Annotated in this window: 26 protein-coding genes; 15 read left to right on the top strand and 11 right to left on the bottom strand. The window is 70.2% G+C overall.

Annotation, left to right across the window (positions count from 1 at the left end; genetic code table 11):
* A complete protein-coding gene (locus tag ACYVGD_RS08305; protein WP_460742768.1) occupies positions 1–870 on the bottom strand; it encodes a hypothetical protein in 870 nt (289 codons plus the stop codon).
* Between the two features lie 25 nt (positions 871–895).
* Positions 896–1,831, bottom strand: a complete 936-nt coding sequence (gene dapD / locus ACYVGD_RS08300) for a 2,3,4,5-tetrahydropyridine-2,6-dicarboxylate N-succinyltransferase (protein ID WP_460742767.1) — start codon at positions 1,829–1,831, stop codon at positions 896–898.
* 104 nt (positions 1,832–1,935) lie between these two features.
* On the opposite strand from dapD, the gene ACYVGD_RS08295 reads away from it, so the two are divergent.
* Genes ACYVGD_RS08295 through ACYVGD_RS08275 form a run of 5 tightly spaced genes read left to right on the top strand, consistent with a single transcriptional unit; the run spans position 1,936 to position 5,201 of the window.
* The gene (locus ACYVGD_RS08295; protein ID WP_460742766.1) at positions 1,936–2,538 is read left to right on the top strand and encodes a DUF2975 domain-containing protein; all 603 of its coding nucleotides are present in this window, start codon (positions 1,936–1,938) and stop codon (positions 2,536–2,538) included.
* Positions 2,538–2,756 (top strand): helix-turn-helix domain-containing protein, encoded by a 219-nt coding sequence (locus tag ACYVGD_RS08290; protein WP_460742764.1) that lies wholly within the window; start codon positions 2,538–2,540, stop codon positions 2,754–2,756. The genes ACYVGD_RS08295 and ACYVGD_RS08290 overlap by 1 nt, the downstream gene beginning before the upstream one ends.
* A 30-nt stretch (positions 2,757–2,786) precedes the next feature.
* Positions 2,787–3,878: a succinyl-diaminopimelate desuccinylase gene (gene dapE / locus ACYVGD_RS08285; RefSeq protein WP_460742763.1), complete on the top strand. Its 1,092-nt coding sequence runs from the start codon at positions 2,787–2,789 to the stop codon at positions 3,876–3,878.
* Positions 3,878–4,678, top strand: a complete 801-nt coding sequence (locus ACYVGD_RS08280; RefSeq protein ID WP_460742761.1) for an LOG family protein — start codon at positions 3,878–3,880, stop codon at positions 4,676–4,678. Before dapE ends, ACYVGD_RS08280 begins: the two co-directional genes overlap by 1 nt.
* 13 nt (positions 4,679–4,691) lie before the next feature.
* Positions 4,692–5,201: a DivIVA domain-containing protein gene (locus tag ACYVGD_RS08275; RefSeq protein WP_460742760.1), complete on the top strand. Its 510-nt coding sequence runs from the start codon at positions 4,692–4,694 to the stop codon at positions 5,199–5,201.
* Positions 5,202–5,204: 3 nt separating this feature from the next.
* On the opposite strand, the gene ACYVGD_RS08270 is transcribed toward ACYVGD_RS08275, so the two are convergent.
* Positions 5,205–5,996, bottom strand: a complete 792-nt coding sequence (locus ACYVGD_RS08270; RefSeq protein ID WP_460742759.1) for an enoyl-CoA hydratase-related protein — start codon at positions 5,994–5,996, stop codon at positions 5,205–5,207.
* A gap of 113 nt (positions 5,997–6,109) precedes the next feature.
* Between ACYVGD_RS08270 and ACYVGD_RS08265 the strand changes: the two genes are divergently transcribed.
* Entirely contained in the window at positions 6,110–6,277 is a 168-nt protein-coding gene (locus tag ACYVGD_RS08265; RefSeq protein WP_460742758.1) for a DUF3117 domain-containing protein, read from the top strand.
* A gap of 68 nt (positions 6,278–6,345) precedes the next feature.
* Here ACYVGD_RS08265 and glgA read toward each other — a convergent pair whose 3' ends face one another.
* The gene (gene glgA / locus ACYVGD_RS08260; RefSeq protein WP_460742756.1) at positions 6,346–7,539 is read right to left on the bottom strand and encodes a glycogen synthase; all 1,194 of its coding nucleotides are present in this window, start codon (positions 7,537–7,539) and stop codon (positions 6,346–6,348) included.
* Positions 7,540–7,677: 138 nt separating this feature from the next.
* Between glgA and glgC the strand changes: the two genes are divergently transcribed.
* Positions 7,678–8,904: a glucose-1-phosphate adenylyltransferase gene (glgC, locus tag ACYVGD_RS08255; protein ID WP_460742755.1), complete on the top strand. Its 1,227-nt coding sequence runs from the start codon at positions 7,678–7,680 to the stop codon at positions 8,902–8,904.
* A 141-nt stretch (positions 8,905–9,045) separates the two neighbouring features.
* On the opposite strand, the gene dapA is transcribed toward glgC, so the two are convergent.
* Complete coding sequence (gene dapA / locus ACYVGD_RS08250; protein ID WP_460742754.1) at positions 9,046–9,936, bottom strand: 4-hydroxy-tetrahydrodipicolinate synthase; 891 nt, start codon at positions 9,934–9,936, stop codon at positions 9,046–9,048.
* A gap of 104 nt (positions 9,937–10,040) precedes the next feature.
* On the bottom strand, positions 10,041–10,286 hold the full coding sequence (locus tag ACYVGD_RS08245; protein ID WP_460742753.1) for a biotin/lipoyl-binding carrier protein: 246 nt from the start codon (positions 10,284–10,286) through the stop codon (positions 10,041–10,043).
* 19 nt (positions 10,287–10,305) lie between these two features.
* Here ACYVGD_RS08245 and ACYVGD_RS08240 point away from each other — a divergent pair, with 19 nt between their 5' ends.
* The 5 genes from ACYVGD_RS08240 to ACYVGD_RS08220 all read left to right on the top strand — a co-directional run bounded on the left by ACYVGD_RS08240 (position 10,306) and on the right by ACYVGD_RS08220 (position 15,022).
* Positions 10,306–10,971, top strand: a complete 666-nt coding sequence (locus tag ACYVGD_RS08240) for an O-methyltransferase (protein ID WP_460742752.1) — start codon at positions 10,306–10,308, stop codon at positions 10,969–10,971.
* Positions 10,972–11,083: 112 nt separating this feature from the next.
* Positions 11,084–11,701 carry an RNA polymerase sigma factor SigE gene (gene sigE, locus ACYVGD_RS08235; RefSeq protein ID WP_460742751.1) on the top strand — a complete coding sequence of 206 codons (618 nt, stop codon included), beginning with the start codon at positions 11,084–11,086 and terminating at the stop codon, positions 11,699–11,701.
* Entirely contained in the window at positions 11,698–13,137 is a 1,440-nt protein-coding gene (locus ACYVGD_RS08230; RefSeq protein ID WP_460742750.1) for a hypothetical protein, read from the top strand. Before sigE ends, ACYVGD_RS08230 begins: the two co-directional genes overlap by 4 nt.
* A complete protein-coding gene (locus ACYVGD_RS08225; RefSeq protein WP_460742749.1) occupies positions 13,134–14,600 on the top strand; it encodes a S1C family serine protease in 1,467 nt (488 codons plus the stop codon). Before ACYVGD_RS08230 ends, ACYVGD_RS08225 begins: the two co-directional genes overlap by 4 nt.
* 47 nt (positions 14,601–14,647) lie before the next feature.
* On the top strand, positions 14,648–15,022 hold the full coding sequence (locus tag ACYVGD_RS08220; protein ID WP_460742748.1) for a sec-independent translocase: 375 nt from the start codon (positions 14,648–14,650) through the stop codon (positions 15,020–15,022).
* Between the two features lie 52 nt (positions 15,023–15,074).
* Here ACYVGD_RS08220 and ACYVGD_RS08215 read toward each other — a convergent pair whose 3' ends face one another.
* Genes ACYVGD_RS08215 through ACYVGD_RS08205 form a run of 3 tightly spaced genes read right to left on the bottom strand, consistent with a single transcriptional unit; the run spans position 15,075 to position 18,131 of the window.
* A complete protein-coding gene (locus ACYVGD_RS08215; protein ID WP_460742747.1) occupies positions 15,075–16,265 on the bottom strand; it encodes an Mrp/NBP35 family ATP-binding protein in 1,191 nt (396 codons plus the stop codon).
* A gap of 59 nt (positions 16,266–16,324) precedes the next feature.
* Positions 16,325–16,849, bottom strand: a complete 525-nt coding sequence (locus tag ACYVGD_RS08210) for a DUF1003 domain-containing protein (protein ID WP_460742746.1) — start codon at positions 16,847–16,849, stop codon at positions 16,325–16,327.
* Positions 16,839–18,131 (bottom strand): magnesium transporter MgtE N-terminal domain-containing protein, encoded by a 1,293-nt coding sequence (locus ACYVGD_RS08205; protein WP_460742745.1) that lies wholly within the window; start codon positions 18,129–18,131, stop codon positions 16,839–16,841. Before ACYVGD_RS08205 ends, ACYVGD_RS08210 begins: the two co-directional genes overlap by 11 nt.
* A gap of 272 nt (positions 18,132–18,403) precedes the next feature.
* Here ACYVGD_RS08205 and ACYVGD_RS08200 point away from each other — a divergent pair, with 272 nt between their 5' ends.
* From ACYVGD_RS08200 to ACYVGD_RS08190, 3 genes are read left to right on the top strand one after another with little or no spacing between them, the layout of a single operon-like run.
* Positions 18,404–19,342 (top strand): HpcH/HpaI aldolase/citrate lyase family protein, encoded by a 939-nt coding sequence (locus ACYVGD_RS08200; protein WP_460742744.1) that lies wholly within the window; start codon positions 18,404–18,406, stop codon positions 19,340–19,342.
* A gap of 3 nt (positions 19,343–19,345) precedes the next feature.
* The gene (locus tag ACYVGD_RS08195; protein ID WP_460742743.1) at positions 19,346–20,005 is read left to right on the top strand and encodes a VOC family protein; all 660 of its coding nucleotides are present in this window, start codon (positions 19,346–19,348) and stop codon (positions 20,003–20,005) included.
* Between the two features lie 2 nt (positions 20,006–20,007).
* Positions 20,008–20,508, top strand: a complete 501-nt coding sequence (locus ACYVGD_RS08190) for a YflT domain-containing protein (protein WP_460742742.1) — start codon at positions 20,008–20,010, stop codon at positions 20,506–20,508.
* 412 nt (positions 20,509–20,920) lie between these two features.
* On the opposite strand, the gene ACYVGD_RS08185 is transcribed toward ACYVGD_RS08190, so the two are convergent.
* Positions 20,921–22,654 (bottom strand): HNH endonuclease signature motif containing protein, encoded by a 1,734-nt coding sequence (locus ACYVGD_RS08185; protein ID WP_460742741.1) that lies wholly within the window; start codon positions 22,652–22,654, stop codon positions 20,921–20,923.
* Between the two features lie 466 nt (positions 22,655–23,120).
* Positions 23,121–24,230 (bottom strand): magnesium/cobalt transporter CorA, encoded by a 1,110-nt coding sequence (corA, locus tag ACYVGD_RS08180; protein WP_460742740.1) that lies wholly within the window; start codon positions 24,228–24,230, stop codon positions 23,121–23,123.
* Between the last annotated feature and the right edge of the window lies 1 nt (position 24,231).

The following is a 24,231-nucleotide window of genomic DNA, read 5'->3' as shown; positions in this document are numbered from 1 at the left end:
TCAGGGAAGTCCGGTGGCCACGACGACGCCGTCCGGGGAGCCTCCGCCCCAGGTGGCGGGCCGCAGGCGCGAGTTCTCCCAGCGACGCTGGCCGACCCTGACGTGGGTGACGGCCACCCGGGGGCCGTTCACCACGCTGAATGCGGCGAGCCTCCAAGCCTCCTCCTCGCTGCGTGGGGTCCACCGGACCCCGGACTCGGCCTGGATCTCCCCGGCCATACCGAAGGTCAGCCACGCCTCGCGCTGAAGCGCGAACGGGTCGATGTCGACGTGGCAGTCGATGCACAGCGGCTTCGAGCGGGCCTTCAGCGCGCACGTCACGCCCGCGGCCCGGTGGCCGGTGAAGACCTCGGCGAGGATCCGGGCCTTCTCCTCGTGCTTGCGGTACGCCTGCGGGTGCCCGGAGCGCTGCACCTTCTGCGCGGTGTCGTTGATGTCGCCGGTCTCCCACGCGGGGACCTTCACCAGCGCGGCGTAGAAGGCGTCCGAGGCGTACCAGGGATCGCGGATCTGCGCCGGGGTGCCCCAGCCCTGCGACGGACGCTGCTGGAACAGGCCCAACGAGTCGCGGTCGCCGTGGTCGAGGTTGCGTATGCCTGACTCCTGGTAGGCGGTGGCCATCGCGATGGTGGCGGCGCGCGGGCTGAGGCCGCGCGCCACCGAGCGGCCCACGATGATCGAGGTCAGGCGGGCCTGCTCGGGGGTGAGGACCACGGTGCCGGTCGAGCCGCTGATCACGCAGCGCTCTTCGATCGGCAGCGGTTCGATCCAGCCCTGGCGGCTGGCGTACAGGCCCGCGCTGAGCGCCCCCCCGCCCAGGAGGGCGACGGCGAGGCCGACGGCCAGGCAACCGCGGCGTCGTCGGGCCATGGTGGGGTGATGGTGGGCGGAGCGGTCAGTTGGCGTGCAGGTCGGCGTTGAGCTCGACCTTGCGACCCTCGCGACCGCGGACCTCGACCTCGCCGGTCAGGGAGTTCCGGAGGAACAGCAGGCCGTCCTGCCCGGACAGCTCGGAGGCCTTCACGACCTGCCCGTCGACCTTCACCTTCGTGCCGGCGGTGACGTAGAGGCCGGCCTCGACGACGCAGTCGTCGCCCAGCGAGATGCCGATGCCGGCGTTCGCGCCCAGCAGGCAGCGTTCGCCGATGGAGACCACCTCGGTGCCTCCGCCCGAGAGCGTGCCCATGATCGAGGCACCGCCGCCCACGTCGGAGCCGTCGCCGACGACGACGCCCTGCGAGATGCGGCCCTCGACCATCGAGGTGCCGAGCGTGCCGGCGTTGAAGTTCACGAAGCCCTCGTGCATGACGACGGTGCCCTCGGCGAGGTGGGCGCCCAGGCGTACGCGGTCGGCCTCGGCGATGCGGACGCCCGACGGGAGGACGTAGTCGATCATGCGCGGGAACTTGTCGACGCCCCACACGGTGACGCGGCCGTGCTCGGCGGTCAGGCGGGCGCGGGTCGTTTCGAAGCCCTCGACGGCGCACGGGCCGGCTGACGTCCACACCACGTTCGTCAGCGCGCCGAACAGGCCCTGGAGGTTGATGGTGTTGGGGGCGACGAGCCGGTGGGAGAGCAGGTGGAGGCGCAGGTAGGCGTCGGGGACCGAGGCGGGGGCGGCGTCGAGGTCGATCGCGACCCGCTCGACCGACAGGCGTACTCCACGGGCGGCGTCGGTGCGTTCGAGCGCCGTGAGCTCGGCGGGGGCGTCACCGGCGTCGGCGGTGCCCAGTGCGGGAGCAGGGAACCAGGTGTCGAGGACCTGGTCGTTGTCGTGGGTGGTGACGACGCCCCAGCCCCAGGCGGGGCGGCTCATGCTCTGCTTGGTCATGCGTGCCAGCGTACTGGATCTGAAGTAACGATCCTCGATAACAACGATGGACGATAATAACGGCATTCGATAATATCGAGTAGAGATATTTCAAGGAGGTTGACGTGATCAGCAACACCGAGCGCAACATCCTTCGCGTCCTGATGATCCTGTCGGTCGCGGGGGTGCTCATGGGCGGCGTCCTGCCCCGGGTCGTGGCATTGGTGACCGGCCGCCCGCTCGAGGTGCGGGCCCTCGCCGCGGGAGAGGGGCCGCCGCTGCCGGAGGTGCTCCGCGAGGACGCCACGGTCCGCTGGGCCGACGAGATCATCTATTCGCTGCCGCATCCCACGGTCCTCCAGCGGCTCGTCGACCTGCTGCCCTCGCTGGTCCTCGTCGGCCTGCTGGCGGCCGGCGTGGTGGTGGTGTGGCGGCTCCTCGACCGCGCCGTGGCGGGGGACCCGTTCCAGCACGACGCGATGAGGTCGTTCCACGTGCTGGCCGGTCTGCTTGCGGTCGGCGCGGTGAGCCTGCCCGGCCTCAACGCGCTCGACCGTGTGATCGTCGTGTTCCCGCTGCACGAGGTGCCGGTCATCTACGGCCGGCTCTACCTCGACGAGCTGGGCCTCGGCTGCGGGCTTCTGGCGGCCGCCGGCCTCGTCGAGGTGCTGGGCGCAGTGTTTCGGCACGGCACCCGGCTGCGGGCCGACTCCGAGGGGCTCGTCTGATGCCGGTCGACGAACCCCACCGCATCGTCTGTCACCTCGACGCGCTGCTCGCGGAACGCAACGTGACGCTCACCGCCCTCGCCGAGGCGGTCGGCGTCTCGATGGTCAACCTGTCGGTGCTGAAGAACAACCGGGCGAAGGCGGTCCGCTTCTCCACCCTCACCCGGCTGTGCGAGGTGCTCCACTGCTCCCCGGGCGACCTGTTCTCGGTCGAGTGACGACACGAAGGTTCCCCTAGGGTGTAGGCCATGACCTCAATCGACCTGACCGGAGACGTGGTCGACCTGCTGCGGGACCTCGTCGACATCGAGTCGGTGTCCGGTGACGAGCAGGCGATCGCCGACGCCATCGAAACTGCGCTGCGCGCGCAGGCGCCCCACCTCGAAGTGATCCGTCACGAAGACAACGTCATCGCCCGCACCTCGCTGGGGCGGCCGACTCGCGTCGTGATCGCCGGCCACATCGACACCGTCCCACTCGCGGCGACGCCGAACCTGCCGTGCCGCATCGAGGGCGAGGGCGACGAGCGACGGCTGGTCGGCCGTGGCACGTGCGACATGAAGGGCGGGGTCGCCGTCCAGCTGTCGGCGGCCACCGCACTGACCGACCCCGTCCATGACGTCACATGGATCTTCTACGCCAACGAGGAGGTCGAGGCCGAGAAGAACGGCCTCGGCCACATCGCGCGTGACCGGCCCGAACTGCTCGCCGGTGACTTCGCGGTGCTGTGCGAGCCGACAGCCGCCGGCATCGAGGGCGGCTGTCAGGGCACGCTGCGTGTACGCGTGACCGTCCCGGGGTGCGCCGCCCACTCCGCGCGGGCGTGGATGGGACACAACGCGATCCATGACGCCGGCGAGATCCTGCGTCGCCTGGCGGCGTATGAGCCTCGCAAGCCGGTCGTGGACGGACTGCAGTACCACGAGGGCCTCAACGCCGTCCGCATCTCCGGCGGGGTCGCGGGCAACGTGATCCCCGACCGCTGCGAGATCGACATCAACTACCGTTTCGCCCCCGACCGCAGTGTCGACGAGGCGTACGCCCACGTGTGCGGGGTGCTCGACGGCTTCGACCAGATCGAGCTCACCGACTCCTCCGACGGGGCCCGACCCGGGCTCGACCAGCCGGCCGCCGCCGAGTTCCTCGCGGCCGTCGGGGGAGAGGCCCGCCCGAAGTTCGGCTGGACCGACGTGGCGCGGTTCTCGGCGCTCGGCATCCCCGCGGTCAACTATGGGCCCGCCGACCCGATCCACGCCCACACCGACGACGAGTTCTGCCCGGCCTCGGACGTCTACGCCTGCCGCGAGGCATTCCTTCGGTGGCTCGGGGGAAACCGCTGATGGCCGACCGCATCGTCAACCGCGCCACCGGCCACGAGCGTCGTCAACAGGGCCCGGTCCTGCGGGCTCACGACATGGTCCTGCCCACGACGACCGACCAGCGCCTGCTCGAGTCGAGAGGGTCCAGCGACTGGGTCCACACCGATCCCTGGCGGGTCCTGCGCATCCAGTCGGAGTTCGTCGAGGGGTTCGGGACGCTGGCCGAGCTGGGCCCCGCGGTCTCGATCTTCGGCTCCGCCCGAACCTCCCCGGACCATCCGATGTACGCCGCCGCCGAGGAGATCGGTGCCGCGCTGGCCCGCGCCCGCTTCGCCGTCATCACCGGCGGCGGGCCTGGAATCATGGAGGCCGGCAACAAGGGCGCCTACGAGGCCGGGGGAGTCTCGGTCGGGCTGGGCATCGAGCTGCCCTTCGAGACCGGCCTCAACGACTACGTGACTCTCGGCATCAACTTCCGCTACTTCTTCGCCCGCAAGACGATGTTCCTCAAGTATTCGCAGGGTTTCGTGGTCATGCCCGGTGGCTTAGGCACCTTCGACGAGCTGTTCGAGGCGCTGACGCTGGTCCAGACGAAGAAGATCACCGATTTCCCCGTCGTGCTCTTCGGGTCCGACTACTGGGGCCCGCTCAAGCAGTGGGTCGTCGACTCGGTCCTGGGCGGGGGCTACATCTCCGAGCCCGACGTCGACATGCTGAGGATCACCGACGACGTCGACGAGGTCGTGTCGATCATGGTCACGTCGAACACGCCCGAGGACGAGCAGCCGACCGCCGACGAGCCGCCCACCCACGCCGAATGATCCCGGAGTCGACATGCAGATCATGATCGTCATCGTTGCCGTCCTCATCCTGGGGGCGGGGGCCATCGCCGCAGCCGGTGGGCTCGGCGGCATGCCCGAGGAGCCCGGGCGAGACGGCACCGCACCCACGCTGCCGCAGGCCGGACCCGTCCGCGGGGCCGATCTCGAGAATGCCCGTTTCGCCGTGCGTGCGCGGGGCTACGACATGGAGCAGGTTGACGCGCTCGTGGCCCGCCTGGCCCTGGAGATCGACGTACGTGACCGCGCCATGGCCGAGGCCGGCGTACGCTATCCCGCTCCCCACGCCGGGCCGGACCTCGAAGACCCGACGGCACGCGCCGAGGTCGACGACGAGGACGCGGTCATCGAGGCCGCCCCCGTGTCCCGGCACGTCACCGACCCCAGGGAGCGGGCCGCCGCCTGGCGCGGGCGCACGACGGCCGACAAGAAGGACGTGGCCGACAAGAAGGACGTGGGCGACGAGGAGGCCGACGACGCGGAGGCCTGGCGCCCTCGCGACTGAGGGTCAGCGACCCTCGAACTGCGGCTTCTGCTTGGCCAGGAACGCGTCGACGGCGACACGGTGGTCGGCGGATGCGCCGGTACGCGCCATCATCTGCGACTCGACCTCGATCGACTCCTCGAGCGTGTGAGTCGCGGCGTAGGCCACCGAGTGTTTGATGGAGGCGTACGACAACGTCGGCCCCTGGGCCAGCTGACCGGCGAGCTCAGCCACACGCCCCTCGAGCTGGTCGTCGTCGACGACCTCGGACGCGATCCCGAGCTCGAGGGCCTCCTCGGCGCCGACGGTACGCGGCAGTAGCATGAGCTCGATGGCCTTCGCCTGGCCCACCAGCCGCTGCAGGGTCCACGAGGCACCGGTGTCGCAGCTCAGGGCGATGCCGGCGAACGCCGTGTTGAACCCGGCCGAGCGCGCCACGACGCGGAAGTCGGCGAGGAAGGCCAGCGAGGCGCCCGCGCCCGCGGCCACACCGTTGACCGCGGCGATGAAGGGCTTCTCCAGCTCCGCGACGGCCCGCACCAGAGGGTTGTACTCCTCGGGCACGACGCGCCACACCTGCTCAACCGATCCGCTCTGCAACGAGGCGAGGTGTTCCTTGAGGTCCTGGCCGACGCCGAACGCGCGTCCCGACCCGGTGATGACCACGACGCGTACCTCGGGGTCGGCGCCGACCTGCTGGACGGCCTCGATCAGGGCGAGGCGGGTCGCGCGGTCGAACGAGTTCATGGACTCGGGGCGGTCGAGACGCAGGGTCGCGACGCCCTTGGAGACTGTGATGGTGACGGGCTGGCTCATGGGGATAATTCTAAGGCGGCGACCCCCTCTCGTGGGGGAGGCCTCACATGCGGAATAATGGAGTGGGTAGAGATCAGCAGCGGTCCAGGCCGCGAGGAGAGATGAGGTCACACATGGCAGCAATGAAGCCGCGTACGGGCGACGGCCCCATGGAGGTCACCAAGGAAGGCCGTGGGATCGTCATGCGTGTGCCCCTCGAGGGTGGCGGCCGCTTGGTCGTCGAGATGAACGCCGCCGAGGCGGACGAGCTCGCCGCTGCTCTGAAGGACGTCGTCGGCTGACGAACCCCGAGAATTGGCGACGGGCCCCGGACTGAGAGTCCGGGGCCCGTTGGCTGTCCGTGGGGCCCTCAGCGCGAGCCATGGGCCGCGATGGCGGCCTCGTACACGGCCAGGGTCTCGCGGGCGATCTTCTCCCAGGAGAACTCATCGATGGCGCGCCGGCGCCCGGCACGGCCCATCTCCGCGGCCTTCGTGGGGTCGCGGGTCAGGTCATTGACCTTCGCGGCGAACTCGCTCTCGAACCTGCGTACGAAGTCGGGGTCCTCGGCCTGAGCGGGGTCATAGCGCACCAGCGAGCCCGTCTCGCCGTCGACGACGACCTCGGGGATGCCGCCGACCGCCGAGGCGACGACGGCGGTCTCGCAGGCCATGGCCTCGAGGTTCACGATGCCCAGCGGCTCGTAGATCGACGGGCAGGCGAACACGGTCGAGTGGGTCAGCACCTGGCGGACCGCGGCGCGCGGGAGCATCTCCTGCACCCAGGTCACCCCGCCGGAGCGCGTCTGCTCGATATGGTCGAACGCCTCGTCGAACTCAGCGGCTATCTCCGGGGTGTCCGGGGCACCCGCGAGCAGCAGGAGCTGGGTGTCGGGGTCGAGCTGTTCGGCGGCGTGGACCAGGTGGATGAGCCCCTTCTGGCGGGTGATGCGTCCGACGAAGGTCACGATCGGCCGGTCGAGGTCGACGCCCAGGCCGGTGATCACGTCGGTGTCGTGGTCGGGCTTGAACTCCTCGGGATCGATGCCGTTCTTCACGACATGGATGCGGGCCGGGTCTACGTCGGGGTAGGCGTTCAGGATGGCGGGGCGCATCGCCTCGGACACGGCGATCACAGCGCCCGCGGACTCGTACGCGGACCGCTCGGCCCACGTGCTGAGGCGGTAGCCGCCGCCCAGCTGCTCGGCCTTCCAGGGGCGGTCGGGCTCGAGCGAGTGGGCGGTGACCACGTGGGGGATGTCCTGCATGAGGCCCGTCATCAGGGCGCCCAGGGCGGCGTACCACGTGTGGCCGTGGACCACGTCGACCTCGGGCACGGACGCGACCATGGACAGGTCGGCGCCGAACACCCGCAGGGCGGCGTTGGCGTCGGGAGGGAAGCTCTCCGCATGGGCGGTGGCGCCGTCACGGGGCTCGCCCATGCACTGGACGTCGACCTCGCAGAACTTGCGGAGCTGGGGGACGAGCTGGGCGACGTGGACACCGGCGCCGCCATAGATCGAGGGCGGGTACTCACGGGTCAGGATGGAGATGCGCGGGCTCATGACGTGATAGTTGCACAGGGCGGGGCGAGCGGCCTGGCGGGGTGTGCGACGTCATCGAGCGGTCGAAGGGGCCCCGCACGGGGCGGGTCGGCTCTCGCTATGGTGAGATCACGCGACGTGGGAAGAAGGGTCCAGACCATGGCTGTCCGACCGAAGGTGTTGTCCATCGTCCTGGCCGGAGGCGAGGGGAAGCGGCTGATGCCGTTGACCGCCGACCGGGCCAAGCCGGCCGTCCCCTTCGGGGGCACCTACCGGCTCATCGACTTCGTGTTGTCGAACCTCGTGAACTCGGAGCTCCGACAGATCGCTGTCCTGACGCAGTACAAGTCGCACTCGCTCGACCGCCACATCTCGCTGACGTGGCGCATGTCGACCATGCTCGGCAACTACGTGACCCCGGTCCCCGCCCAGCAGCGCCTGGGGCCGCGGTGGTATCAGGGGTCGGCCGACGCGATCTTCCAGTCGATGAACCTGATCCTCGACGAGGATCCGGACTACGTGGTCGTCTTCGGCGCCGACAACATCTACCGCATGGATGTGTCGCAGATGCTCGACCAGCACATCGACTCGGGTCTCGACTGCACGGTCGCGGGCATCCGCGTACCCCGCAAGGAGGCCTCGGCCTTCGGCATCATCGACGCTGGCGCCGACGCGAAGATCAAGCAGTTCCTCGAGAAGCCGGCCGACCCGCCCGGTCTGCCCGACTCGCCCGACGAGTCGTTCGCGTCGATGGGTAACTACATCTTCACGCGCAAGGCGCTCGTCGAGGCCCTCGAGGCCGATGCAGCCGACCCGACCGCGCGCCACGACATGGGCGGCGACATCATCCCGCGCTTCGTTGAGGCCGGTCAGGCTCAGGTCCACGACTTCACGAGCAACTCGGTGCCCGGTGCCACCGACAAGGACCGCAACTACTGGCGTGACGTCGGCACCATCGACGCCTACCACGAGGCCCACATGGACCTGGTCTCGGTGAACCCGAACTTCTCGGTCTACAACAACGAGTGGCCGATCTGGACCTACCAGCCCCAGCGACCAGGCGCGAAGTTCGTGCTCCGCGGCAACGCGGAGGACTCGATCGTCTCGGCCGGCTGCATCATCTCCGGTGGTGACGTCGACGCGTCGGTCCTCTCGCCGAACGTCCGGGTCGACAAGTGGGCCAACGTCGAGCGCGCCGTGATCATGGACAACGTCAGGATCGGCCGCAACGCGGTCATCCGCAACGCGATCCTCGACAAGAACGTCGTGGTCGAGGACGGCTGCGAGATCGGCGTCAACCACGACCACGACCTTGCGCGCGGTTACACCGTCTCCGCCGGCGGCGTGACCGTCGTCGGCAAGGGCGTGCGCGTCACCCGAGACTGAGCGTCTCCCGCCCGCACCGGACCCCCGCGTCCGTCTCTGCCACCCGGGCCCGATTCGTGCACAAACCCGCACGAGTTGGTCGCTGGAAACCGCCGACCAAATCGTGGACCCCGGTGCAGGAGTTGGGGCTCCGAGTCGGGGTCAGAGCAGGCCCGAGCGCTCGAGGCAGCCGCGGAACGCCTCGGTCTCGGCCTCGGTCGCCTCGGGCAGGGGCGGGCGGAGTCCGCCCACGTCGCGGCCCTGCAGCCGCAGCCCCGCCTTGACGAGGATGCAGCCCTGGGTCGCGAAGACCCCGGTGAACGTCGGCTGAAGTCGCCGGTGGAGCTCGAGAGCGGTGGCGGTGTCGCCGGCCGCGTAGGCCTCGATCATCTGCTTGGCCAGCCGGCCGGTGAAGTGGGTCGACGTCCCGACGAGGCCCGCCCCGCCGATCGACATCAGCGGCAGGGTGAGCGCGTCGTCACCGGAGTAGTAGACGAGGTCGGTGCGCGCCATCACGTCGGCGGACGCGACCAGGTCACCCTTGGCGTCCTTGACCGCCACGATGTTCGGGTGGTCGGCGGCGGCGACGAGCGTGTCGGTCGCGATGGGTACGCCGGCGCGGTGGGGGATGTCGTAGAGCATCACCGGCAGGTCCGTCGCGTCGGCGACGGTGCGGAAGTGGGCCAGGACGCCGGCCTGCGGCGGCTTGGAGTAGTAGGGGGTCACCACGAGCAGGCCGTCGGCCCCCGCGGCGGTGGCCTGCTCCGCCAGATGAACGGTGTGGGCGGTGGCGTTGGTGCCGATCCCCGCCACGATCTTCGCCCGGTCACCGACGGCGTCCTTGACGGTGCGCAGCAGGGCAGCCTTCTCGTGGTCCGAGGTGGTCGGCGACTCGCCCGTCGTGCCGGAGACGACCAGTGCGTCGTTGTCCATCTCGTCGACGAGGTGGACGGCGAGGTCGGCGGCCTTTGCGTGATCGACGGATCCGTCGGCGGCGAACGGGGTCACCATCGCGGTCAGCAGCCGGCCGAAGGGCAGCGTGGTCTCAGGCATGGAGAAATCCTAGTCCAGACGGGCCTTGGGGGACAGGAACCGAGAGGACATGGCGTACGCGGTGAGGTGCGCCACAGGATCTGTGGTGGTGCGGCGGCCCGGCCTCAGGCGATCGTCAGAACCACGAGGGGGTCGCCGTCGCGGACGACATCTCCCTCGGTCACGACGACCTCGCGCACGATGCCGTCCTTCTCGGCCAGCACCGGGATCTCCATCTTCATCGACTCCAGCACCACCACGGGGTCGGTGGGGGTCACCCGGTCGCCGATGGCGACCTCGACCTTCATCACGGAGGCCACCAGCTCGGCGGTCACGGTGTGGGCGGAACGGTCCGGGGCGGCGGCAGTCATGGGCGCTATGGTAGGGCCTGTGACCGATACCCATGGCTCTCTCACCTCGACCAAGCTTGCGCCGTCGGCGTCCTCCTGGGTCTACGCGGAGGACTTCCGCCCCGACGCCGAGGCGATGCAGAAGGGGCGCTCGTCCGCGGCCGAGCTGGGCCAGACGCCGCTGACCCGCGGGTCGACGAGCCTCCTGACCGTGCTCGCGCGCGCCGTGGACGCGAAGGCCGTCGTCGAGATCGGCACCAACGCGGGCGTGTCGGGGCTGGCGCTGTTCGCGGGCATGAACGACCAGGGCATCCTGACCTCCGTCGACGGCGACCACGAGAATCAGGCCGCTGCCCGCCGTCTCTTCAGCGAGCAGGGCCTGCCGGCACGCCGCTTCCGCCTCATCGCTGGCACCGCGCTCGACGTGCTGCCGAAGTTGAGCAGCGGCGCGTACGACGTCGTGTTCGTCAATGGCGACAAGCTGGAGTACGGCGAGTATGTGGAGCAGGCGCTCCGCCTGCTGCGCCACGGCGGCCTGATGATCCTCAACAGCTGCCTGTGGTCCGACAGGATCGCCGACGTCACCAACGAGGAGGACGAGACGATCGTCCTGCGCGAGGCGCTCGAGAACATCCAGGAGAACAAGGACCTCGTCGCGACGCTGCTGCCGGTGGGCGACGGGCTCGTGGTCGCGGTCAAGGCCTGACCTCGGGAACGACCCGCTCCCGCGGGTCGTTGTGAGGTTGGGACCATGGCTCACAGGGAATTGACAGGCTCGCTTGGCACAATGGTCCCCAGTGACCGACCGAGGGGGTTGTGTGCCGATCACGAGGTGGCGTACGCGGCAGGATGCCGCGCCGGCGTCCGACGTGCCCGCCGAGACCGAGGCCGACTGGACGCCGCCCACGTGGGAGGAGGTCGTCCGTGACCACTCGGCGCGCGTCTACCGCCTGTCCTACCGGCTGACCGGCGACCCCCACGACGCCGAAGACCTCACCCAGGAGGTCTTCATCCGCGTGTTCCGGTCGCTCCACCGCTTCGAGCCCGGAACGTTCGAGGGCTGGCTCCACCGCATCACCACCAACCTGTTCCTCGACCAGGCGCGTCGTCGTCAGCGCATCCGGTTCGACGGGTTCGTCGACCAGGCCGAGGAGCGCATCGTCAGCGCCGACGCCCCGCCGGCGGAGGCATACGCCGACGGCGACCTCGACGCCGACGTCGAGGAGGCGCTGCGCGCGCTCGCCCCGGAGTTTCGCGCGTGCGTCGTGCTGTGTGACATCGAGGGGCTGACCTACGACGAGATCGCCGAGGTCCTCGACGTGAAGATCGGCACGGTCCGCAGCCGCATCCACCGCGGGCGCGCCCAGTTGCGAGAGACCTTGGCCCACCGTCGCCCGACCGGCGACCGTGAGCGCTACCTCGGGGTGGAGCCGTGAGCTGTCCTTCCGACGAGTGCCTGTCGGCGTACGTGGACGGGGCGCTGAATCATCGCGACCGCGGGCGCGCCGCTGGCCACTTGGTCGACTGCGTGTCGTGCCGCGAGCGGGTCTCCGAGCTGCGCGACGTCGCGGCCCGGCTGCGTGGCGCGTCGACACCTTCCGTCCCGCCCGCCGACCTGGCCGCGCGCCTCGTGGGCATCGCCGGTGACGAGGCGTCGGCGCCGCTCCACGCGCGTCCGTTCGACCGGGGCGGCCGCCCGCCCCGACGTCCCATGCCCAGCGTGCGCCGACGCGTACGCCGTGCCGGGCTCGCTGTCGGGTCGGGCATGGCGACCATGGCGCTGGCTGCGGTCGCCGTCGGCTGGACGGCCGCCCCACCAGTGCCCCGGGCCGCCGTCGATCCCGGTCCCGTCGCCCTGGGCGAGTTCACCTCGGCGTTGGGCTCGGAGCCCTTGGCCGACGCCGCGACGGCGGCCGCGCTGACGGTCACCCCCCAGACGACCACGACCCGCGTCGAGTCCCCGGGTGCGGGCTCGGCGACGTCCCGCGAGGGGGCGTACGCCCGGCTCCAGCGCGCCCAGGAGGCCACGGACCATGTCGCCCACACCGGCACCCGCCGCGTCCAGGTCCGCCACGTCGCGGGCTACTGGACCACCGATGTCGGGGTGACGGCCCGACCGGGCAGCGGGGTGGAGGTCACCTTGCCGGGCCGGGCGGGCACACGCACGGGATTCCTGCCCGACCAGACGAGCCTGGGAGTCGACCTCGTCGCCACCAACCACACGCTCCTGACCGGCGACGGGCCGGTCGTCGCGGGACGTCCCACCCACGTCGTCGAGGCCAGGGACGACGAGGCCGTCGCCGCCCGGTGGTGGCTCGACCGTGAGACGGGACTGGTCCTCTGGTCGGAGGTGCGGTCGCGGGGAGTCGTCATCCGCAGCTCGGGGTTCGTCGACATCACCCTCGGTGGTGGCACCGACCGCCACGTGGCGCCGCGCCTGACCGTACCGATGCCGGTCACCGCGCTGACCGTCACGGCGGCGCCCCAGATGGCCCGATCGGGATTCGCTTGTCCCACCAGGCTGGCCGGGCTCGACCTGGTCCGCATGCGTCAGGTGGGAGACGTGCTCCACAGCGTCTACGGCGACGGGGTCGCCACCGTCAGCGTCTTCGAGCAGCGGGGAGCCCTCGCCGGCGCACCCCGTGGCACGGTGTGGGACCCGGCGCTGCGGGGTTATCGCAGCCAGGGCCTGCCGACCATGATCACCTGGCAGTCCGGAGATCGTGTCCTCACGGTCGTCACCAGCGCCGGGATCGAGCACGCGGCCGCCGTGTCGGCCGAGCTCCCGCACGACGCGACCGTCCTGCGGACCCGCACCGACCGTGTCGTGGACGGCTGGCGTGTCGTCCTGGCCGAGATGGGAGTCCGATGACCGACGACCGACGGGGCCTGGGCCACTGGTTCGGCGACCAGACCGACCACGAGCCGACCGTGGATCTCGAACCCGAGCCCACCGAGGCCATCCACCGTCCCGAGCCGACGCTCGTCCTCGACGAACGGACCCTCGTCGACCAGCCGGCGCCGCCCGGCCATCAGGTGCCGCCCGTCCACCAACTCCATCAGGCCCAGCCGGCCCAGCAGGCATGGCCCGCGCCCGGAACCAGCGACCAGGCCTTCGGCGGGCCGGGCTACGCGTACGCCCCGCCCTCGGCGACCCCGAGCGCCTACCTGGGCTACGGCCAGCCGTCGTTCCCGCCCCAGGGCGTTCCGACCCACGAGTACTCCGAGCCCTACGCCCCGGTGGCCAAGGTGGAGCCGCGCCCGCGGGGTCGCGTGCTGCCGGCTGTGGTGGCGAGCGCCATCGTTGCGGCGCTCGTCGGGGGCGCGGCGGGCTACGGCGGTGCCCAGCTCACGGACGGCAGGTCAGGGGGGGTGCCGTCGTCGGCTCCCCAGATCCAGCAACAGCCGGTCCCGCCGGCCCAGAGCCAGGCCGACACGGTCAAGGTGGCTGAGCGGGTCCTGCCCAGCACCGTGACGATCGCCTACAACTCGGGCGGGCGCTCGGGCACCGGCTCGGGGTTCGTCATCGACGACCAGGGTCACATCATGACCAACAACCACGTCGTGGAAGGGGCTTCCGACGGGAGAGTGACGATCCAGCTCCAGGACGGAACCCGGCGCAGCGCCGAGGTCGTCGGCCGCAGCCCCGGCTACGACCTGGCCGTCATCAAGGCCGACGACCCGAAGGGCCTGCCGAAGGTCGACCTCGGCGACTCGGCGTCGGTGCGCCCGGGCCAGCAGGTCGTCGCCGTCGGCGCGCCGCTCGGGCTGGGTGGCTCGGTCACCGCCGGCATCGTCTCGGCCGTCGACCGGCCGTTGAGCGTCGGCAACAACCAAGGAACCGACGACTCGGTCGCCTACATCAACGGCATCCAGATCGACGCGCCCATCAACCCGGGCAACTCCGGCGGGCCGCTCGCCGACGGCGCCGGTCGAATCATCGGCGTGAACTCGGCGATCCTGACCCTGGGCGGGGCCAGCCAGGACGCACAGCAGGGCAACATCGGCCTCGGGTTCGCCATCCCCATCAACCAGGCCGTCGACGTCGCCAACCAGATCATGTCCACCGGCAAGGCGCGCTTCCCGGTGATCGGGGCGACCATCTCCGGCGACCAGAGCGGCGGAGTACGCCTGGCCTCGATCGTGGCCGGCGGCCCGGCCGCCCAGGCCGGCCTGCGGTCGGGCGACGTCATCGAGGAGGTCGACGGACGGATCGTCCGCACGGCGACCGAGATGATCGTCCGCATCCGAGCCCACAAGCCGGGGGACACCATCACGCTGACAGTGGCGGGACGCGGCGACGTGAAGGTCACCTTGGGGGGCAAGGAGGGCTGATCTCCAGCTGTGCGGAGCGCACATCGTGAGACGGTACGCTGTCGCCCATGTTCGACGTCGGTCCTGCTGAGCTCTTCACGCTCATCGTCCTGGCCGTCATCATCTTCGGTCCCGAGAAGCTGCCCGAGCTGGCCCGCAAGGCCGCTCGCGTCCTGCACTTCCTGCGTGGCATCGCCAACAACGCCCAGACCCAGCTGAGCCAGGAGCTCGGCACCGACGTCGACCTGCGAGACCTGAACCCGCGCACGTTCGTCCAGAAGCACCTGCTCGACGAGGTCCAGCCGGTCATCGACGACGTGAAGAAGGACCTCATGGAGGCCGACGCCTCGCTGCGCAACGAGATCGCCGACGCCAAGGCGGGCATCGCCGAGCAGGTGCCGGTCGCGACGCTGCCGACGCCCTACGACACCGAGGCGACCTGAGCCGTCGCCTAGAGGCTGCGCAGGACCTCGATCTTGGCGCGCACGATCCGGGTCAGCGGCCGGTGGGCGTGAGGCCGAGATGGAGACCGGCCAGCGAGCGGCCCTTCGATCCGAGCGTCTTCGCGATCTGGGTCAGGGCGACCGCCGACGGATGGTCGGGTTGGCCGACGACCACGGGCGCACCCTCGTCGCCGCCGACGCGCAGGCTCGGGTCGAGCGGGACCTGGCCGAGCAGCGGCACGTCATAGCCGAGGCGTCGCGTGAGGCCGTCGGCGACCGCCTGACCGCCGCCGGTGCCGAACAGGTCGATGCGGTGGACCGTGCCCGTGTCGGGGGCGGTGAAGTCGAGGTAGGCCATGTTCTCGACGACGCCGACGACACGCTGCTTCATCATCGACGCCATGGTGCCGGCGCGCTCCGCGACCTCGGCGGCCGCCTGCTGGGGCGTGGTCACGACGACGACCTCGGCGTTGGGCAGCTTCTGGCCGAGCGAGATCTGGACGTCACCGGTGCCGGGCGGCATGTCGACGACCAGGTAGTCGAGGTCGCCCCAGTGGACGTCGGCGAGCATCTGCTGGATCGCGCGGTCGAGGATCGGGCCGCGCCACGCCACCACCTGGTCGCGGGTGGGCTTGAGCATGCCGATCGACATGGCCTTGATGCCCATGACGGGCACCGGCAGGATCATGGCCTCGTCGTCGTCGCCGATCGAGGTGGGCCGTGCGTCGGCGATACCGAGCATCGCAGGGACGGAGTGGCCGTAGATGTCGGCGTCGAGGACGCCGACCGAGCGGCCCTCGGCGGCCAGCGCCATGGCCAGGTTCACGGTGACCGACGACTTGCCGACGCCGCCCTTGCCGGAGGCGACGGCGATGACGCGGGTCAGGGAGCCGGACCTCGCGAAGGGGATCTCGCGCTCGCCGCGGCCGCCGTTGAGGCTCTTGCGCAGCTCGGCGCGCTGCTCGTCGGTCATGACGCCGAGATTCACAAGGACGCCCGTGACGCCGGAGACGTCGGAGACGGCCTTTGTCGTGTCGGCCTGGATCGGCCCCTTCAGCGGGCAGCCGGCCGTGGTCAGCAGGATGTCGACGGTGACCTCCCCGGCGTCGGAGATGTCGACGCGGTCGACCATGCCCAGGTCGGTGATCGGCTTCTTGATCTCGGGATCGATCACTGTCGCGAGGGCGGCCTTGACGGGCTCCAGGAGGGCGTGGTCAGGCGCGTTGGTCTTGATCTCGGGCATGAGGGGCAGTGTACGCGGGCGCAGCGATCCGCTTCAAAAATGAACGACCGGGCGGTCGGCTATCGCGGGTCCCTGTCCTTGTCCTTGTCCCTGTCCCTGTCCCTGTCCCTGTCCTCGAGGCTGCGGCGCAGCTCGCTGCGGATGAAGTCACGGGTGGCGAGCTCACCGACGTTCATGCGTACCGAGGCGATCTCGCGGGCGAGGTAGTCCATGTCGGCACGCGACTGGGCGGCCTGCTTGCGGTCGTCCTCGGCCTGGATTCGGTCGCGGGCCTCCTGGCGGTTCTGCGCGAGCAGGATCAGGGGGGCCGCGTACGAGGCCTGCAACGACAGCATCAGCGTCAGGAAGATGAAGGGGAACTCGTCGAACCGCAGGGCCTTCGGGGCCACGACGTTCCAGACCACCCACAGGGCGATGAACACCGTCATCCAGATGAGGAAGCGCGCGGTGCCCATGAAGCGGGCGAACCGTTCGGCGAACACACCGAACGCATCGGAGTCGAACTTGATCTGCGGCAGCAGGGGCCGCTCGCGGCCCGGCGTCGAGAGCCGGTCCTCGACGCGGCGGGTGCGCTCACGCGCCATGGTTCACCTCCTCAGCCAGGTCGTCGGTCGGCTCGACCTCGTCCATCTGGTCGCCACGCCAGTCGTCGGGGAGCATGTGGTCGAGCACGTCGTCGACGGTGACGGCGCCGACGAGGCGGTGCTGGTCGTCGATGACGGGCGCGTTGACGAGGTCGTACGTCGCGAAGTAGCGCGACACGCGGCTGAGCGGGGCGTCGACGGGCAGGGGCTCCAGCTCGGAGTCGATGAGCTGGGAGACCAGCAGGGACGGTGCCTCGCGCAGGAGCCGCTGGATGTGGACCCCGCCGAGGTAGCGACCCGTCGGGGTCTCCAGCGGCGTGCGGCACACATGCACCATGCACGCCAGGGCGGGGGAGAGCTCCTCGTTGCGTACGTGGGCGAGCGCGTCGGCGACCGTGGCGTCTGGTGGGAGGATGACCGGCTCGGGCGTCATGAGGCCGCCCGCGGTCGACTCCTCATAGACGAGCAGCCGACGCACGTCGGAGGCGTCCTGGGGCTGCATGCGGCGCAGGAGGTCCTCGGCCATGGTCGGGTTGAGCCCGGCGATGAGGTCGGCGGCGTCGTCGGGGTCCATCTCCTCGAGGATGTCGGCGGCGCGCTCGGCCTCCAGGCCCTGGATCGCCTCGAGCTGCTCGTCCTCCGGGAGCTCCTCCAGGGCGTCGGCGAGCTTCTTGTCGTCGAGGGCCGCGATGATGATCGAACGCCGCTCCGGCGGCAGGTCGTGGAGCTCGCGCGCGACATCGGCGGCGTGCATGTCCTCCATCTCGGCGAGGATCGTCTCGTTGTCGCGTGCCGCGGTCGCCTCGGGGCGCAGCACGTCGACCTCGTCCCAGTCGACGATCGTCACGTGGGGGCGGCGACCGAAGCGTCGACTCTTCGCCTCACGGAGCGCGACCTCGGACAGCTCCCACTCGCGGTTGCGCACCTCGCGGATGGAGATGTCGTACACCGCGTACGCCTCGTCGTGGTTGCGGCGCTTGACGTGGCGGTCGAACAGGTCCTCGACGGCGAGCGTCTCGGCGGCGTGTCGGCTGAACCGGCGGGTGTTCACCACACCTTGGATGGCGACCTGCATGCCGTCGATGGAGTGGACGCGCGCCATGTTCATGAAGATCTTCTGGCGGGCGAACAGCTCGACGACCAGACCCTTGCAGCGGGGCGCCCGGCCCTCGGTGCGGGTCTGGATCACGACGTCGCGTACGCGACCGATCTGGTCACCGCCGGCGTCGACGACGGGCAGGCCGCGGATGCGGGAGATGAAGATCGACGTCGAGGTGCTCACCGGGGAAGCGTACCGGCGCCGGTCGCGTACGGTCTCGGGGCCGTGCGGTCGCCGCAGTCCTCGACCTGGCTCGGGACGTCGGCCCGACGACAGCATCCGACCTGCAGCGCGCCCCGGACGGGCCGCCACCTAGTCGGCACCCGGATCATGATCGTCGAGCTCGAAGCCCAGCACGCGGGCATGGAAGTCCAGCAGCGCCCCGAGGTCGTGGTGGAACACCTCGTAGCCGGGGCTCAGGTCCTCGGACACGGGGGAGAGCATAGGCTGACGCCATGAGCGAGCCCCGCGTACGCCGCACCGTCCTTGCCGTCCCTGGATCCTCCGAGCGTTTCCTGACCAAGGCGCGCGGTCTGAGGGCCGATGCCGTCTTCCTCGATCTCGAGGACGCCGTCGCGCCCACGGCGAAGGCCACCGCCCGCACCATGATCGTCTCGGCGCTGGCTGAGGAGTGGACGGCGCCCACGGTCACCGTCCGCGTCAACGACTGGACGACGCCGTGGACCTACCAGGACGTCACGGAGGTGATCGGCGCCGCCGGCGCGCACGTCGACGCCGTCGTGCTGCCGAAGGTCCAGTCGCGTGAGCACATCGTCGCGCTCGACCTGCTGCTGACGCAGGTGGAGCGTACGCACGACCTGCCCGTCGGGAGAATCGGCATCGAGGCCCAGATCGAGGACGCGCGCGGACTGCTGAACGCCGAGCAGATCGCCGGTGCCAGCCCGCGCATGCAGTCGCTGGTGTTCGGTCCGGGCGACTTCATGGCGTCGGTCGGCATGGCGTCGACGAACGTCGGCGAGCAGCCGAAGGGCTACGAGATCGCCGATGCGTTCCACCACCCGCTGTTCTCGATCTTGGTCGCCGCGCGCGCCCATGACCTGCTGGCGATCGACGGGCCGTACGTGGCGATCCGTGACGTCGAGGGCTTCCGCCGTTCGGCGGGGCGTGCCGCGGCGCTCGGCTACGACGGCAAGTGGGTGCTCCACCCCGACCAGGTCGCCGCCGGGAACGAGGTGTTCACCCCGGCGCAGAACGACTTCGACCGGGCCCACCGCATGGTCGAGGCGTACGCGGCGGCCACCACCGAGGCCGGGGGTGCGGTCGGTGCCATCGTCGTCGACGACGAGATGGTCGACGAGGCCGGCATGAAGGTCGCCCAGCGCATCGTCGCCAAGGGTGAGGCCGCAGGGCTGTCGCCGACGGCGGAGGGCTGAGGGGTGGCCCACTACAAGGACCTGTGCCTCGACACGACCGACCAGCGAGCCTCCGTCGCGTTCTGGTCGGCAGCGCTCGGACTGACGCACCGCGCCGGCCATCCCTGGGGCGAGCCGCAGGTGCTCGTCCATGCCGACGACCCGCGCCTGAACCTTTGGGTGAACGAGGTCCCCGAGCCCAAGGAGCACAAGGCCCGCGTACACCTGGACGTGCACACAGCTGCCGTGGCCGACTTGGAGGCGCTGGGCGCGCGATCGCTCGACGACTCGCACGGCTGGACCGTCATGGAGGCGCCCGACGGGCTGGAACTGTGCGCGTTCGTCCGCCACGACGTGCCCGCGCAGCGGCTCTACGAGCTCGGCGTCGACGCGGCCGATCCCGAGGCACAGGCCCGGTGGTGGGCCGACCGGCTCGGGCTGACCGCCGGCACCGAGGATGGTGTGCCCTGGTGGTGGGTCGAGGGCGACGGGCTCCCGTACGACTCCATCGTCTTCGCGCCAGTTCCCGAGACGAAGCAGGTCAAGAACCGGATCCACTGGGACGTCTCGGGTAGCGTGGAGGAGTTCACGTCGGCCGGCGCCGTTATCATCTCGCGGGAGGGCGCGTGGACGGTCCTCGCCGATCCCGAGGGCAACGAGTTCTGCGTCTTCGGAGAGGACTGACCATGGCCAGCATGCAGCCGTTCTCGGGGCTTGGCTTCGAGCTCGACTTCCCGCAGTCGGTCGGGATGTTCGACAAGTACGCCGACGCCCAGGCCGCCGTCGACTACCTCGCCGACCAGAAGTTCCCTGTCGAGAACCTGGCGATCGTTGGCACCGAGCTCAAGCTCGTCGAGCGGATCCGCGGCCGCAAGGACTGGGGGACCGTCATCCAGCAGGCCGTCACGTCGGGCATCAGCACCGGCCTCATCGTCGGCATCCTGCTCGTCGTGTTCGGTCAGGGGTCGCCCACGGCCATGATCATCATGGCGCTGCTGGTGTCCATCGGCTTCAGCGTCGTGTTCGGTGCGATCGGCTACTCCCTCAGCGGTGGCAAGCGTGACTTCGTGTCGATGACGCAGACAGTGCCGACGCGCTTCGAGGTCCTGTGCGAGCACAAGGTCGCCGCCGAGGCGCGGGAGAAGCTCATGAACCGCCCCGGCGGCCGCGCCCACCTGTTCGAGTGAACCCCGCCTGACCGATTTTCGTACGCGCCTTCGCCTGCTCCCGTCGGGGATGTCGGCCTGCTTCCGTCGGGGATGTCAGGACGCGTTCGCGAGGATCGCCATGTAGTGCACGTCGATCCATCCGCCGTGGAACAGCAGCGGTGAGCGTCGGCTTGGCGGTGAAGGGGGTGGCAGCCATGGGTACAGCATCATGCTCAGCCATCTGTGGCTCCACCCGTTTTGTGTCAGTGCCTGGTTCATGAGTGCAGGACGACTGATTCACGCGTGCCTGCACGCCGCGGCAGGCGCCTGAGGGCATGCCGACGGGCCGTCGACCGCGGGGGTGACGGCTGCCGGTGGGGGTGGCTCGGCGGGCTTGAGCGGCTGCGGAAGGGCCATTGGGTCCTTCTGGTTCCAGGACGCGGATCTGGTTTCAGGCGGCTCGGGCTTCTGCCGGGCCGAGACGACCGGGCTGGTGGAGGGCGGGGTCGAGGGGGATGAGTTCGGGTGCTCGTTCGAGGAGTCTGGCGGCGGCCTGTCGGGCTTCGGCTTCGAGTGCGGCCCGCGCGTTGTCTCGCGCGAGTCGGGCTGCCTGGCGTGTCGCCGCGCGCGTGCGTCGTCGGACACCGTTGGGGTCGAGCTTGCGTTCGACGGCCGGGTCGTCGGTGAAGGTGCCATGCGGGGACACCCAGTAGGTCTGCCCGGTGGGGGTGGTCCACTTGACCACGCCGGGTCGGACGGGTTCGACGCGGAACCGGCCGTGGGTCTTGGCCCGGTGCGCCCGACGGTCGAGCGGGATCAGGTTGTGCGTCGCGGTCGGCCCCATGGGCCAGGGCACCACATGATCCAGATCCGCAAACCTTGACCGGGGACTCCTGGTCGCGAACGGGAACGCCACCACTTGTTCCCGGGCGAGGACGGCCCACCGTTGTGCTGGTGTCGGGGCGTAGCCGGAGGTCTGGTGATCGGCGTTGAGGTCCACGACTGGGCGCTCGATGACCTTCGACGCGTCTGCGAGGAGTTGGTCGAGCTGGGAGCGTGCGACCACACCCAGGCCGGTGACCTCTCCGCCGGCACCGCGGGCGGTCTCGTCGGGCCGGACCCGCACCTCCAGCTGCAGCACCATGTCACCCGCCGTGCCGGCACTGGGCGGGCTCGTCACGCACGCGTGCCTGCCGCAGCCATGGGCGTCGTCGATGTGGGGGCTGGAGGTGGCGCCGACGGCACGGCTCACACCACCACCGCAGCGGGCGCCCGGGCTGGTGCAATCCGGGCCGGTTTGGTCTGGGCCGCTGTGCTGCGTGCCGCTGTGGTCTGTGCCTGCGGCGGTACGACCTGCGGCGAGGAGGGCTGCGGCTTTGGCGGGGGTGCCGAGGAGCTCAAGGGCTCGGGCACGGGGGCTGCGGTCGGCTCCGGCGGGCCACGCCACCAGAGCGTTCTGCTGCTCTGTAGTGAGGAGCGGGTCGGGCTGGTCGGCGAGGATGCCGGCGAGTTCGGTGATGGTGGCCTCGAGTCGGAGTCCGGCTGGGCCGTCGAGCCGTGCGGACAGCTCGATGACCCCGCCTCCTGCGGGTTGGGTGTTGACGTAGCGTTCGTCGAGCGCGCGCTGGCGGCGGTGTTCCTCGCCTTCGGGGTCGATGACCGCACACAGGCGTTCGGCCTGGTTGACCATCTTGGTGGTGCCCCAGCCCGGCGCCCACGGCGCCAACCGCTCGTCGACCCGCAGCGCCAGCGCCTGCGGGAGGCCGCGCGCGGCGACGGTCTGCGCGACCTTCCTCGCGGCAGCGAAGCGGACGTGTCCGGCGATCACGTGCGCCCACAGGCGCGGGTGACGGTGCTGCAGGTTCAGCACGTCGGTGATCTGCTGGGATGCCGCAGCCGGGCTGACCCCCAACGCCGGCCCGACCTCCAACACCAGGAACTCGGCCACATAGGGGGTCCCGTCAGCCCCGACCGGTAACAGGCGTTCGCCGTGGAGGACGCGGGCGTCGGCGTCGTGGTCGGCGTACTCGTCGATCCAGGAGTAGGCCTGGGCGCAGGCGGCGATCAGGAGCAGCTGGTCGATCTCGGCCTGCCGGATGCGTTCGGCGGTGTCGCGGAGCCCACCGATCAGAGCAGGCCTGTCGGGTAGGGATTGCAGGGTCGTGGCGACGGGGGCATCGCACATGCGCCCTCTCCTTTCCGGATGTGTACTGATGTTCTAATCCTAGGGAGCGGGACTGACAATTCCTGATCCGTGCACGTGGTCGGGAGGGACGGGGGCGGGCTGGCTCCTCGTCTTGGCCGTGGGCGGCCTCGCGCGGAGGGCGTGGCCGGGCCGTGTGGGCCGCGTTCCGAGGGTGGTGCTTGGGTGCCTTGTGCGGCATGTGAGAGGTGTGCGCGGAGTGGGTAGCGCGGGAGCGGCGTAAAGACGCCGCAAGCCAACGGGACACACACAGGCAGGCGGCTCGGCGTCCCATCGCGGAGCGCTCGCCACGCAGCCCGCACCCCAGCAGGCTGAGTCGGTGCGTGGGTGCTCCTCGTCTCGGCCGTGGGCGGCCTCGCTCGGAGAAAAGTGTCGTCGGGGCGATCTCGCTCGGAGAACAGTGCGGGCGCTCGGGGAACAATGTCCGCGCTCGAGGGTCAGCCCACTCCTACAACCACTTGTTGCGGTGGAAGAAGATGAACAGCGCGAAGCTGACCGCCGCCATGAGGCCGAGGGCGCCGTAGTAGCCGTACTGCATCTTCAGCTCGGGCATGTTCTCGAAGTTCATGCCGTAGATGCCGGCGATCATGGTCGGCACGGCGACGATGGCCACCCAGGCGGAGATCTTGCGCATGTCTTGGTTGTCGTCGAACGACAGGCGTGCGAGTGCGGCGGACATGATCGTCGTCAGGACCTCGTCGAACGACTGGATCGCTTCACGGGCCTCGACGTGGTGGTCGGACAGCTCGCGGAAGTATGCGCGGGCCTCGGCCGGGATCGCGGCCAGATCGCGGGTGGCGAGCGCCGCCAACGGGGCACCCAGGGGGACGACCGACCGCTTGAACTCGATCAGTTCGCGTTTGAGCTGGTAGACGCGGTCGATCTCGGTCTTGCCCTGGCGGGCGAAGACGTCGGTCTCGACCTCCTCGATGTCGGTCTCGAACTCCTGGACCACCGCCAGATAGTCGTCGATGATCTTGTCGAGCACGGCGTACAGCACCTCGTAGGGGCCGTTCGCGAGTCGCCCGGGCTCGGCCTCCATGCGGGAGCGCAGCGTACGCAGCTGGGCGTGCTCGCCGCGCCGCACCGTCATGACGAAGTTCTGGCCCACGAAGACCATGACCTGGCCGGTGGAGACGATCTCCGACGAGTCGGTGAGCTCGGCGTGGTCGACGTACGCGACGGTCGAGATGACGGCGAACAGGGTGTCGCCAAACTGTTCCAGCTTGGAGCGTGTGTGGCCCTCGACGGCGTCCTCGATCGCCAGCGGGTGGAGGTTGAACTTGGTGGCGAAGCCCGCCATGTCGTCGTCGGAGGGGTCCTTGAGGCCCAGCCAGACGAACCCGCGTCCGGCGACGGCGTGCCCGGTGGCGACGTCGAGGTCGTCGCAGTCGACGCGCTCGCCGTTCTCGTAGAGCGCCCACGCGACCACTGAGCTGGGTGGCTGGGACTCCGCCTCGGCGCGGCCGACCGACTCGAGGACGGCGTCGGTGCGCACGCCGAACGCGCGGAACGGCTTCAGCGAGGGGGTCGGCAGGTGCCGCTTGCCGTCGGGCACG

This window comes from Mariniluteicoccus endophyticus, assembly GCF_054780035.1.
The sequence above is the reverse complement of the archived record's forward strand: the minus strand, read 5'-3'. Positions and strand labels throughout refer to the sequence as shown.